General features: G+C 62.3%; 13 protein-coding genes. 5 read left to right on the forward strand and 8 right to left on the reverse strand.

Annotated features, from left to right (window positions below; genetic code table 11):
- Positions 1-207: 207 nt before the first annotated feature.
- The 3 genes from KF794_02130 to KF794_02140 all read left to right on the forward strand — a co-directional run bounded on the left by KF794_02130 (position 208) and on the right by KF794_02140 (position 2286).
- Positions 208-663: a RidA family protein gene (locus tag KF794_02130; protein ID QYK45525.1), complete on the forward strand. Its 456-nt coding sequence runs from the start codon at positions 208-210 to the stop codon at positions 661-663.
- A gap of 79 nt (positions 664-742) precedes the next feature.
- Positions 743-1330 (forward strand): glycosyltransferase, encoded by a 588-nt coding sequence (locus KF794_02135; protein QYK45526.1) that lies wholly within the window; start codon positions 743-745, stop codon positions 1328-1330.
- Positions 1331-1365: 35 nt separating this feature from the next.
- Entirely contained in the window at positions 1366-2286 is a 921-nt protein-coding gene (locus KF794_02140; GenBank protein ID QYK45527.1) for a bifunctional helix-turn-helix transcriptional regulator/GNAT family N-acetyltransferase, read from the forward strand.
- A 60-nt stretch (positions 2287-2346) separates the two neighbouring features.
- Here KF794_02140 and KF794_02145 read toward each other — a convergent pair whose 3' ends face one another.
- From KF794_02145 to KF794_02160, 4 genes are all read right to left on the reverse strand, one after another.
- Positions 2347-2925 carry an HPF/RaiA family ribosome-associated protein gene (locus tag KF794_02145; protein QYK45528.1) on the reverse strand — a complete coding sequence of 193 codons (579 nt, stop codon included), beginning with the start codon at positions 2923-2925 and terminating at the stop codon, positions 2347-2349.
- A gap of 84 nt (positions 2926-3009) precedes the next feature.
- A complete protein-coding gene (locus tag KF794_02150; protein ID QYK45529.1) occupies positions 3010-4263 on the reverse strand; it encodes an NAD(P)/FAD-dependent oxidoreductase in 1254 nt (417 codons plus the stop codon).
- 21 nt (positions 4264-4284) lie between these two features.
- Positions 4285-4962 carry a molybdenum cofactor biosynthesis protein B gene (gene moaB, locus KF794_02155; GenBank protein QYK45530.1) on the reverse strand — a complete coding sequence of 226 codons (678 nt, stop codon included), beginning with the start codon at positions 4960-4962 and terminating at the stop codon, positions 4285-4287.
- A complete protein-coding gene (locus tag KF794_02160) occupies positions 4844-5773 on the reverse strand; it encodes a neutral zinc metallopeptidase (protein ID QYK45531.1) in 930 nt (309 codons plus the stop codon). Before KF794_02160 ends, moaB begins: the two co-directional genes overlap by 119 nt.
- A 153-nt stretch (positions 5774-5926) precedes the next feature.
- On the opposite strand from KF794_02160, the gene KF794_02165 reads away from it, so the two are divergent.
- Both KF794_02165 and KF794_02170 read left to right on the forward strand, forming a co-directional pair.
- Complete coding sequence (locus KF794_02165) at positions 5927-6589, forward strand: ribonuclease HII (protein QYK45532.1); 663 nt, start codon at positions 5927-5929, stop codon at positions 6587-6589.
- Positions 6589-8217, forward strand: a complete 1629-nt coding sequence (locus tag KF794_02170) for a glycosyltransferase family 39 protein (GenBank protein ID QYK45533.1) — start codon at positions 6589-6591, stop codon at positions 8215-8217. The genes KF794_02165 and KF794_02170 overlap by 1 nt, the downstream gene beginning before the upstream one ends.
- A 161-nt stretch (positions 8218-8378) precedes the next feature.
- Here the strand turns inward: KF794_02170 and cydB are convergent, their stop codons facing one another.
- The 4 genes from cydB to KF794_02190 form a co-directional block, all read right to left on the reverse strand.
- The gene (gene cydB / locus KF794_02175) at positions 8379-9383 is read right to left on the reverse strand and encodes a cytochrome d ubiquinol oxidase subunit II (protein ID QYK45534.1); all 1005 of its coding nucleotides are present in this window, start codon (positions 9381-9383) and stop codon (positions 8379-8381) included.
- Between the two features lie 10 nt (positions 9384-9393).
- On the reverse strand, positions 9394-9765 hold the full coding sequence (locus tag KF794_02180) for a VOC family protein (GenBank protein ID QYK45535.1): 372 nt from the start codon (positions 9763-9765) through the stop codon (positions 9394-9396).
- Positions 9762-11135 (reverse strand): cytochrome ubiquinol oxidase subunit I, encoded by a 1374-nt coding sequence (locus KF794_02185; GenBank protein ID QYK45536.1) that lies wholly within the window; start codon positions 11133-11135, stop codon positions 9762-9764. Before KF794_02185 ends, KF794_02180 begins: the two co-directional genes overlap by 4 nt.
- Positions 11136-11260: 125 nt before the next feature.
- A complete protein-coding gene (locus KF794_02190; protein QYK45537.1) occupies positions 11261-12070 on the reverse strand; it encodes a uracil-DNA glycosylase in 810 nt (269 codons plus the stop codon).
- Positions 12071-12147: the final 77 nt, after the last annotated feature.

Raw genomic sequence — 12147 nt, forward strand, 5'->3', positions numbered from 1 at the left:
AATCGCGGTTGCTCCAAGGTCTTGCGATGTGAGGAACGCCCAACGGTACGCGGACACACGCATAACCGCCGAAAGAGCAGGTGGTTGCAGGATAGTCCCTGCGCAAGCGGGGCCGCCCGGTAGAAGCGCGGGGTGATTCGCGCGCGCTTGCGTGGTCTTCGGCGGAAACGTCTAATCGCAGCGTAAAAATCGGAAACGGAGGAATAAATGAACTATCTCAAGGCGGCTCTGGCAGGCGTGGCCGTATTGGCTTTCGCGGGCATCGTGAACGCGCAGCAGGGCGGAAAGGTCGTGATCTCCACGCCGAACGCGCCGGAGGCGATCGGTCCCTACTCGCAGGCGATTCAGGTCGGCAACACGCTTTATCTCGCCGGGCAGGTCGCGATCGATCCGAAGACCAAGAAGATGATGAAAGATGCTTCGATCGAGGAGCAGACCAAGCAGGTGCTTGAAAACCTGAAAGCCGTGCTGGAGGCCGCCGGCATGACGATGGATAACGTCGTTTCGTCCTCGGTCTTTATGCAGGATCTGAACGACTTCAAGGCCATGAACGGCGTTTACGCGACCTACTTCACCAAGATGCCGCCTGCGCGCGCGACTGTGCAGGTGGCACGCCTTCCGCTCGACGCGAAAATCGAGATTTCCTTGATTGCGGTGAAATAAGGTACAAGACGGCGCCACGCTCCCAACGGTTGCGGAGCGTGGCGTAACCGCCGAAACGTCACGTGATGCAGTATCCGCTTTGATCAGCGTTGTGATTCCCACGCTCGACTCGGAGCGCCAGATCGTGCCGACGCTTGCCGCGCTGGTTTCCGGCGCGGCTGCCGGGATTGTTCGCGATGTCGTACTTGCCGACGGCGGCTCGAACGACGAAACCGAAGCCATCGCGGATGCGGCGGGCTGCATTTTCCTGAAAGGCGGCGAAGATCTCGGCCTGCGGCTGCGCGAGGGCGCGCGCGCCGCGGTACGCGGTGAGTGGCTCTTGTTTCTCGATCCGGGCGGGAGGCTCGAAGAGGGCTGGACACGCGAAGTGCGAAAATTCCTCGACACCGTTGGCCGCTCCGGCAAGCTGCGCGCGGCGACCTTCCGGCTCGCCTATGAAGGCTTCGGTATGCGCCCACGGTTCGCGGAAGCCGCAGCCAGTGCGCGGCTCGCGCTCACCGGCCGTCCGCGCGCGGAGCAGGGGCTGCTGATCTCGAAAACCATGTACCAGCAAAGCGGCGGCCACCAGAAAGGCGCGAACGCGCATCGCCGCCTGATCGCGAAACTGGGCCGCATGCGCATCGTGAAGCTGCGGACGCGGGTGCTGCTGGCCGATCCTGCGGAATAGTTGACTCCGTCAAGTATCTGGCCGAACCTGTGGCCATGCCCAATTTCAGCCGCACGAAGGTTGACGCCGTTCGCCGTTTCAACCGCGCCTATACGCGAACGCTCGGCGTGCTGGACGAAGCCTTCCTCGATACGCCGTTCTCGCTGACCGAGGCGCGCGTGCTCTACGAACTTTCCGAAGGCGAAAAAACCGCGAAGGAAATCGCGCTCACGCTGGCGCTGGATGCCGGGTACCTGAGCCGGATACTCGACCGTTTCGAGAAGGCGAAGCTGATCGTGCGAAACGCCTCGGCGGAGGATCGCAGGAGCGCTCTCGTTTCACTGACGCGGCTTGGCTACAGCGCCTATGCGCCGCTCGAACTGCGCTCGCGTGACCGCGTCGGCGCGATGATCGGCGCGCTTCCCGCAAGCGCGCAAACGCAATTACTGGACGCAATGCGGATTGTCGGCGCGCTGACCGCGGCGGACGAGGATGCGGCAAAGGTAACGCTGCGCACGCACCGCCCCGGAGACATGGGCTGGATCACCCTGCGCCACGCGGCGCTCTACGACGAGGAATATGGCTACGGTCCGCAATTCGAGGCGCTGGTCGCGGACATCTGCGCGCAGTTTCTGAAAAACTACGACGCGAAGTCGGAGCGTTGCTGGATCGCGGAGTTGAACGGCGTGCCGGCTGGCTCCGTCTGCCTCGTGCGCGCGGATAAGAAGACCGCCAAGCTGCGCCTGATGTTTCTGGAGCCATGGGCGCGCGGGAAGGGTGCGGCGCAGAAACTCGTCGATGCCTGCATCGCCTTCGCGCGGGCGTGCCGCTACGAAAAGATCGTGCTCTGGACGCAAAGCGAACTGCTCGCCGCGCGAAAATTATACGCGAACGTCGGGTTCAGACTGACCGGCACCAAACCCCACGCCGATTTCGGAAAGAAGCTGACCGGCGAGACGTGGGAACTGAAGTTGTGACAAGGCCGTTCCGGGTCGCCGCCTCGCAGCGCCCGGATCGGCAAGTAATATTCTCCAAGGTCAGTGGCTGTTCTTCACCCACACCTTCTTTGCGAGCGGGCCGGTGTCGCCGTCTTCCTCGACGTAATGAACCTCGACGCCGCGCACGAGGTAATCGAAATCGCCGGAAAGGATGGCGTTGCGGTGGAAGTAAAGCAGTGCGCCCTCCTTGCCGAGCAGGTAGCCGTAATCCTGTAGCGGATAGATTTCCGCGACCTGTCCGAGGAAGCGCTCTTCGCTGCCTTCGGCCTGCACGCGCCCATTCGACTTCCGCGTTTCTTTCAGCGCTTGCAGCCGCCGCTCTGCGATCCGGAACGCTTCGTTGATGGCGTTGCCGAGATCCGGCGACTGGTACTTGCGTTGCAGGTGATCCGGCTCGTGCGCGACCACGAGATTCTTCCGGCCCGGAATTTCCAGCTCGATCCGCACCACCGGCGGAATCGAGTGGTTCGCATTGTCCGCGCGCCGGTCTACGCGCACATGGCACGAAGTAATGCGGTCGTAGATTTCCTCCAGCTCCGCGACATGGGCGCGGATGATTTCCTCCGCAGCCTGCGATTTGTCGATGTTGCGATAAGAGATTTCGAGCGGAACTTGCATGGCTTCCTCATTCGTCGCCCCAAAGCCCGTGGGTAAACGCTAACAGGGAAGTTGGTTCCGAAATGCGGCGGCGTGGAACTTGCGCTATCCCGGCCGGTCGTCGCGCGTGATCAGCCGCGCGCCGCGCTGGTAGGTGATGTAGCTCCACAGCCATGTCATCGCGACCATGAGCCGGTTACGCAACCCGATCAGGAAATAAATGTGCGCGACCGACCAGAACAGCCAGCCGATAAAACCCGTCAATTTGAAACGCTTCAGTTTCACCACTGCCGATTTTCTGCCGATGGTCGCGAGGTCGCCTGCGTGGCGATAGACGAACGGGGCGGGAGCCGCTTCGCCTTTGATGCGCGCGGCGATCAGGCGGCCCACATATTTTCCCATCTGTTTCGCGGCAGGTGCGATTCCCGGAATCGGCGCCGCCAATGTTGCGGTATCTCCAACGGCGAAGATTTCCGGATGACCGGGCACGCTTAAATCCGCTGCGACCTTGATGCGTCCGGCACGGTCGGCCTCCGCGCCGATCCATTCCGCGGCAGGCGAAGCCTTCACGCCCGCGGCCCAGACGATCGCTTCCGAGTCGATGTTGCGTTCGCCCAGCGAAACGCCGGTGCGGCGCACGTCGGTTACCAGCGTCGAGGTCAGCACCTCGACGCCCATCTTCTTCAGCGAGCGCTCCGCATAGGCGGAAAGGTCTTCCGGAAATGCGGGCAGGATGCGTGGCCCGGCTTCGATCAGCAGGATGCGCGCCTCGCTGGGGTCGATCTTGCGAAAGTCCATGCGCAGCGCATGCCGCGCGATTTCGGCGATGGCGCCCGCCATTTCGACGCCGGTCGGCCCGCCGCCGACCACGACGAAGGTGAGGAGGCGCTTGCGGTCCTCGTTATTTTGCGCGGTCTCCGCGCGCTCGAAGGAGAGCAAGACGCGGCTGCGGATTTTTGTGGCGTCGGTGAGCGTCTTCAATCCCGGCGCGGCATTCTGCCAGTCGTCGTGCCCGAAATAGGAGTGGGTCACGCCGGTCGCCAGCACCAGATAGTCATAAGGAAGATCGACCGTGTCGGCATGGACGATGCGCGCCTTCGTGTCGATGCTGCGGATTGAGCCGAGCATCACGGTGGCGTTCTGCTGTTTGCGCAAGATGCTGCGCACCGGCCACGCAATATCCGCCGGCGAGATTACCGCGGTTGCGACCTGATAGAGCAGGGGCTGGAAGGTGTGATGGTTGTGGCGGTCGATGACCGTGATGTCGGCGTGCGCCTTGCGCAACGCGCGTGCCGCTTCCAGCCCGCCAAAGCCCGCGCCGATGATGACGATACGCGGCTTCCCGGCGGCTGGCGTCATGGCTGGCCTTTCTGTTTGTATTTACTTCGTCTTTTTTATCTTCGAGCGTTTCAGATGCTCGTCAAGCCGCGGCATGATCTCGACGAAGTTGCACGGCTTGTGCCGCAGGTCGAACTGGTGGACGAGGATTTCGTCCCATGCGTCGCGGCATGCGCCGGGCGAACCCGGCAGGCAGAAGATGTAGGTCGCATTCGCGACGCCCGCCGTCGCGCGGCTCTGGATCGTCGAGGATTTGATCTTCGCGAACGAGATCTGGTGAAAAACGATGGAGAAGCCGTCCATCCGTTTTTCGAATAGCGGTTCGACCGCTTCCGGCGTCACGTCGCGCCCGGTGAAGCCGGTGCCGCCGGTGGTGATCACCACGTCGATTTTCTTGTCCTTGATCCACGCGCGCACCTTGGCGCGGATCGCACGCACTTCGTCCTTCACGATGGCGCGCACGGCGAGGGCGTGCCCCGCCGCGGCGATGCGATCGGCAAGCGTGCTGCCGGATTTGTCTTCCGCGAGATCGCGCGTGTCGGAAACGGTCAGTACCGCGATATTCAGCGGAACGAACGGTTTGTCTTCCACGAACGCTGCTTCAGATCGACGAGGCCGAGAACGTGTTGCAGGCCGAAAGCGAGCCGCTCTCGAAGCCGGTCTGGAACCAGCGTTTGCGTTGCGCCGACGAGCCGTGCGTGAACGAGTCCGGCACCACATAGCCCTGCGAGCGCCGCTGCAGCATGTCGTCGCCGATGGCGCTTGCGGTTTGCAATGCCGCGTCCACGTCGCCCGGATCGAGGAATGCGCGCTTCTTCTGCTGGCGGTTGGCCCAGACGCCCGCGAAGCAGTCCGCCTGCAATTCGACGCGCACCTGCAACGCGTTGCGCTCGCGCTGGCCGACGCCGCGCTGCGCCTGCTGCACTTTCGGCAACACGCCGAGCAGGTTCTGGACGTGATGGCCGATCTCGTGCGCGATTACGTAGGCCTGCGAGAATTCGCAGGTCTTCGATCCTGCCGGACACGCGCCGAGCTTGCGCTGCAAGTCCTGGAAGAACGAGGTGTCGAGATAGACCGCCTGTTCCGGCGGGCAATAGAACGGACCCATCGCCGACTGCGCATAGCCGCAGGCCGAGCGCGTCGCGTTCCGGAAGATCACAAGCCGGGGCGCGCGGTAGCGCTGGCCGCCTTCGGCGAAAATTTCCGACCAGCGGTCTTCGGTTTCGCCGAGCACGCCCGCGACGAAGCGGCCGAGTTCGTCGGTCGGCGCGCCCTTCTTGCGGATATTCGGCTGGTTCGGGACTTGTTGCTCGTAGCCCTGCCGCGGTCCCTGCGCCATTTCGATACCGCCGAGGATCACGCGAGGATCGATACCGATCGCCCATGCCAGCAGGCCGAGAATGATGATCGTGCCGATACCGAGGCCGCCCTGGCCGGTCGGCAACGGGAAGCCGGGACCGGCAAGGATGTTGCCGTTATCGTCGCGGCGGTCTTCGACGTTGTCGCTCTGGCGGAAATCGTCCCAACGCATCTTTGTCTTGCCTCCGTGGCTCCACGGTGAATTCTTCGCCGATTGTGGCGAACCTTGGGGCGCGCCGCAAATCCATAGGTTTCGATAGCAGGAGGAGGGGCCTCGTGCCATGTTGTCCCGCCCAAAACCCGAAACAGCCGCTAAAGTTCAGTCATGATTCTCGCGCGCCGTGGCCCGACCTTCGCCCGCGAAGCCAACGCCTATCGCCGCGGCTTTGCGCCGGTCGCCGGTTGTGACGAGGCAGGCCGGGGACCGCTGGCGGGTCCCGTTGTTGCTGCCGCGGTGATCCTGGACCCGCTGAACGTGCCGAAGGGCCTCGATGACTCGAAGGCGCTACGCGCGGACAAGCGGGAAATCCTGTTCTCCGAAATCTGTGCGACAGCGGAAGTTGCAGTCGCCGTCGCGCCGCCGTCGCGCATCGACCGCGACAACATTCTGCGCGCGAGCTTGTGGGCGCTCGCGCGCGCGGTGCGCGCGCTGCCGCGTGCGCCGCAATTCGTATTCGTGGATGGACGCGACACCCTGCCGCTGCAATGTGAAGTGGAAGCCGTTATCGGCGGCGATGGCATTGTGGCGTCGGTTGCCGCCGCTTCCATCGTCGCGAAAGTGACGCGTGACCGCATGATGATGCAGCTCGGCCTCGCGTTCCCCGATTACGGTTTCGAGTCGCACAAGGGCTACGGCACGGCGCTACATTCGCGCTGCTTGCAGATGCATGGTCCGACCGTGCATCACCGCAATTCGTTCGCGCCGGTCCGCAACGCCGCCGAAGCCCGCGCCCGCGCCGTCTACGAAACCGCGCAAGCCTCCGCCTGATGAAAATTCTGGACAGCGCCGCCGGCCCGCTTGAGGCATCGATTTTGGTCGAGGGTCTTCGGGCAAGGCCCGGATGGTTCGTCGGCTTGTCGCTGATTTGCTATGTGATCGTCTGGAGCATCACGTTGCAGATCGTCGAGAGTGCGCCCGCACCGGAGCTTGCGGTCGCGCTCGCGCTCGGCCGCGAATGGCAGAGCGGTTATGCGGGTGCCGCGCCGCTGCCGCTCTGGATTGCGGAAAGCGTGTTCCGTTTCACCCATTCGTTTTTTCTGCTGCGTCTGCTCGCGGTGATCTGCGTCGCCCTCGCGGGCTGGATCGTTTTTTTATTCGCGCGAAGGATCATCGGCGCACGCCACGCGGCAATCGCTTCGCTGTTGATGATCGGTGTGTATCCCGTGGCATGGCCCGCGGAGACGTGGAGCGCGCAGGTTTTGCAAATGCCGCTGATCGCCGCTGCGATCTATCTCTGGTGGCGCGGCGTCGGCGAACGCAATCCGTACTGTCTCGCTGCGCTCGGCATCGCGCTGGCGGCAACACTCTATACCGGCCCGCAGGGGATCGTGCTGTTCGTGGTGTTCGTGCTCGCGACACTCGTCAGTCCCCGTGCGCGCGCTGCGTTCACGCGCTTCGAGATGCAGATCGGCGGCGGTTTCTTTGCTTTCTTTTTCATGTTGCTTTCGTTGCCGCGTTTGTTCTGGCTGACGCGAAACGGCTGGAGAAATCTGCTTCCCGGAATCGAGTCCGGAATTCCGGAGAGCGATTTGCTGCGTGTGAAAGAACTTTTGCTGCCGCTCGCGGCCGGTCACGCGGGATTGCTGGCGCTGGTCTGTCTCGCCGCCGTCTATGCGGTACGCGCTAAGCAGAACGCGCCGGTGTTCGTGCGTGAACCGGAAAGCATGCTTGCTCGCCGCAGCACATTCGCGCTTGCTTTGCTTCCGTTGCCGCTTGCTCTCCTCTGGTTGTGGTGGCGCAACGCGCAAACTGTTCCAGCCGCCGCGAGCAGTTTATTGCTGTTATCCGGAGTGGCCGTCATCATGTTCGCCGGGCAGCGCGTGCGTATCCGCCGCCAGCAGGCGATTGCCGGCGTGATGGCGGGATTTTTATTCTTCCCTGCCGCCGTGCAGATCGCCGCGGCGTATACATCTTCATGGCTCTGGCAGGACAAGCGCAGCGTCAACTGGCCCGCGGAGCCGGCTGCGCGAACCTTCACCGAGATATTCCGGACCAGAACCGGCGAGCCGCTTGCGTATATTATCGGCGAGCGCATCCCTGCGTCGCAGATCGCTGCACTGAGCCGCGAGCGGCCGCGCGTTTTCATCGACGCGGACATTTCGCAGAACCCGTGGGTCGACATCGAAGAGTTCAAACGCCGCGGTGGTGTGGTGTTCTGGGAAGTGCGCGGCGTGGATGTCGATCCGCCTGCGTGGTTGCGCGCATGGTTGCCGCCGTTCATACCGGAGGCGCCGCTGCGATTGCCATGGACTCGCGGAGGTGGCGATCCCGTGCGGCTCGGTTGGGCCATCGTATTGCCTGCCGCGCAGATGCCGAAACCGGTGGAGCAACCCAAGACCGAAGAGCAGCCGAAAACCGAGCCGCAGCCGCAAGGACCTGCGTCTGCCCCGCAATAACTGAATCGATACTTTAAGAGTAAGCCCGGAATCCGCTTCTGAGGCGCACGATTCAGCCGCTTGAAATGACTCGCGTTTTTCCTGAACTGCTTTGTGAGCGTGTAAACGCGTGCCTTGCGGCTTCGTCTTAACGTAAGCGGCGCGCGAAGAGCGTGGAAGGCTCAGTGATAGCCTTCGCCTTCCTTCAGCTTGCCGCGGAACACCCAGTAGATGAACACGGTGTAGCCCACCAGGATCGGGAACATGAAGAGCGTTCCCATCAGCGCGAACAGCAGGCTCGCGGGCGCGGCAGCCGTTTGCCAGACATCGAGCATGGGCGGCACGAGATAGGGGAAGTTGGAAATCACCAGTCCCGAATAGCCCATGAAGAACAGACCGATCGCGCAAACGAACGGCAGGTAATCGTTCTTCGTGCGCAACCAGTGCCAGCATGCGTACGACAGGATCGCAGTCACCAGTGGTACCGGCCAGAAGAAAAGAAAATTGGGCAGCGTGAACCAACGCGCCGCGATGCGCGGATGTGCGACCGGCGTCCACAGCGAAACGACTGCAATGAAGAAGAGAACCGCATACAGCGCGATCATCGCGTGTTCGCGCGCACGTTTCGCGACATCGCCTTCGGTTTTCATGATCAGCCACGTCGCGCCGAGCAGGGCGTAGCCTGACAACACGGCGAAGCCGCACATTAGGTTGAAAGGCGTAAACCAGTCGAACGCGCCGCCCGCATATTGCGTGCCTTGCACTTTCACGCCGGAGATCATGCCGCCGAGCACGATGCCCTGCATGAAGCCGGCGACGATTGAGCCACCGGCGAAAGCGAGATTCCAGAGATACTTGCTGCTCTGCGCGATCCAGCGGAATTCGAACGACACGCCGCGCAGCACGAGGCCGAGCAGCATCAGTGTTACGGGAAGATAGAATGCAGGCATCAGGATTGCGTAGGCTTTCGGAAACGCCACCAGCAATCCCGCGCCGCCGAGCACCAGCCAGGTTTCGTTGCCGTCCCAGAACGGCGCGACCGTATTCATCATCTGGTCGCGCTCTTTTTCCGTCTTCGTGAAGGGAAAGAGAATACCGATACCGAGATCGAAGCCGTCGAGGATGACGTACATCGCGACGGCAAAGCCGATCACCAGCGCCCAGATCAATGGCAGATACCATTCCATCTCGAACTCCCTAGGATTTCGGTTCGCCGAAGCGAAGTTTGTTGCCGGACGGGTCGGAGATCATGATTTCGCGCATGCCCCATTCCTGATCGAGAATACCGGGACGTGCGTGGCGGTAATTCTTCGCGGTCAGCTCGCGATGAAATTCCTCGATGCCCTTCATGGAGAAGTAGACCGCCGAACCCGGAACGCCGTCGCCGAAATGTTCGCTCAGGTGCAGCGTGGCACCTGCGCGCGAGATTTGCATATAGAGCGGCGCATCTTTCTCGAAGCGGTGTTCCCAATCGAGCTTGAATCCGAGAAACTCGAAATAGAATTCCTTCGTCTTCTCGACCGAGAACATCCGCAGGATGGGAGCGGTGCGTTCGAAGGAGACGGTCATTGCTGTTCGACGCCCGCTGCGAGCGGCCGGTTCGGCACGCCGGATTTCGGCGCGAGCGACTTCGCCTGCGGTCCCTTCGAGATCAGCCGGTTGATGTAATAGATGCCCATCGAGAACACGATGCCGTACACGATGATGTAGAGCGCGAGCGTGGTTCCGACCGAGCCGCCCGGCACCGGCGAGATGCCGTCCGCGGTGCGCAGCAGTCCATGGACGAGCCAAGGTTGCCGCCCGCTCTCCGTCACCACCCATCCCGCGACTACCGCGACGAATCCGCTCCACCACATGTGCTGCATCGGCCAGAGATACCAGCGCGAGTTCAGAATCCTGTCGCGGCGAAGCAGCCAGAGACCGACGAACGACGATGCGATCATGAACAGGCCGATGCCGACCATGATGCGGAAGGAGAAGAAGACGTTCTTCACCGGCGGACGATCCTGTGGCGGCACGCTTTTCAGGCCGGGAAACAGTGCGTTCGGATCGTGCTTCAGAATCAGCGATGCGCCGTTGGGAATGGAAATCTCGAACAGGTTGCGCTCGTTCTTTTCATCCGGCCACGCGAACAGGATGAGTGCGCCGGGTTTCGAGCCATCCCAGTGGCCTTCCATCGCCGCGACCTTGATCGGCTGGTGCTTGAGCGTGTTCAGGCCGTGCTGGTCGCCGATGAAGAGTTGCAGCGGCGCGACAATGGCGGCGAAGGCGATGCCCATGCGCAGCATGGTCTTCGCCTCGTCGGGATATTGCTTCGCCAGCATGTAACGCGCGCCGACCGCGAGTACGACGAACGAGGTCGTGAGGTAGGCGGCGGTCGTCATGTGCGCGAGGCGATAGAGAAAGCTCGGATTGAAGATGATCGCGAGCCAGTCTTGCGGAACCGCAACGCCGTTCTGGATGACATGGCCTTGCGGCGTGTGCATCCAGCTATTCGCGGCAAGAATCCAGAACGCCGACATCAGCGTGCCGGCCGCGACGGCAATACACGCGAACACATGCAACGGCTTCGGCACGCGGTCCCAGCCGAACAACATGACGCCAAGGAAGGTTGCTTCGAGGAAGAACGCGGTCAGCACTTCGTAGCCCATCAGCGGGCCGATGATGTTGCCGGCGAATTCCGAGAAGCGGCTCCAGTTTGTGCCGAACTGGTAAGAGAGCACGATGCCGGAGACGACTCCCATCGCGAAGGAGACGGCGAAGATCTTGGTCCAGAACCGGGCGAGGCGGTGATAATGCTCGCGGCCCGACCACAGCCACATCACTTCCAGCGTCGCGATATAGGCCGACAGCCCGATGGTGAAGGTCGGAAAGATGATGTGGAAGGTGACCGTGAAGGCGAACTGAAATCTGGCGAGCACTACCGGATCGAAATCCATCGAAACGCTCCGCGGTTCTGCTTTGTTATAATTATTCTAGCATAGATGCGGATGCGCAAGCGCGCGGCATTGCAGCGCAATAGTATCGGCGGAGGAGATATGCGTTGCGCGCGAAACGCGGATATTCAGTTCGCCAGCGCTTTCTTGATCGCCAGCAAATCCTGCCACGCGAGTTTCTTGTGCGCGGGCGAGCGCAGCAGGTACGCCGGATGGAACAGGGCGATCGCCTTGATTCTCCGCGTGCCGGTATCGAACTCGAACCAGCGGCCGCGCGTGCGCGTGATTCCCTCTTTCAGTTCCAGCAGCGTCGAAGCGGATGGCCCGCCGAGGCAAACCAGAATATCCGGATTCGCAAGTTCGATCTGCCGCCGGATGAAGGGCAAGCAGATCGCGGACTCCTGCGGCGTCGGTGTGCGGTTTCCCGGCGGCCGCCACGGGATGATGTTCGCGATGTAGCTGTTGGTGCGGTCCAGCCCGATCGACTTCATCATGAGGTCGAGCAGCTTTCCCGAACGGCCGACGAAGGGCAGGCCCTCGCGGTCTTCTTCCGCGCCCGGTCCTTCGCCGACAAACATGACGCGGGACTGCGGGTTGCCGTCCGCGAATACGGTTTTCATTGCGGTCGTTTTCAGCGCGCAGCCGTCGAAACTCTCAAGGGCTAGACGGAGTTCGTCGAGCGTGTTCGCCGCGCGCGCGAGTTCGGAGGCCTGCCGCACTGCGACTTCCGGCACGGCGGGAGCAATGTCACGGCTCTGCGATGCGCCAGGTGGCGCGCCGAATGGACGGGCAAGTGGTTCGCGCACCGGAACCTTCTCCGGCACCGTGACGAAGGGTTCCGCCAGACGGTGCGGCGCGATCTCGTCGAGCGCGATGTCCACGCCGTTTTCGGCATAGAAGCGCAGGACTTCGAACGGATGCGGGCGCGGCTCGGTCATAGGGTATGAAATGAAATCCAAAGCGCCGCGACGTCAACGACAAGCACGTTGTAATCGGTCCAAAAAACAGGGAAAAC

It is taken from the genome of Xanthobacteraceae bacterium, from assembly GCA_019454205.1.
In the GTDB taxonomy this organism is placed as follows: domain Bacteria; phylum Pseudomonadota; class Alphaproteobacteria; order Rhizobiales; family Xanthobacteraceae.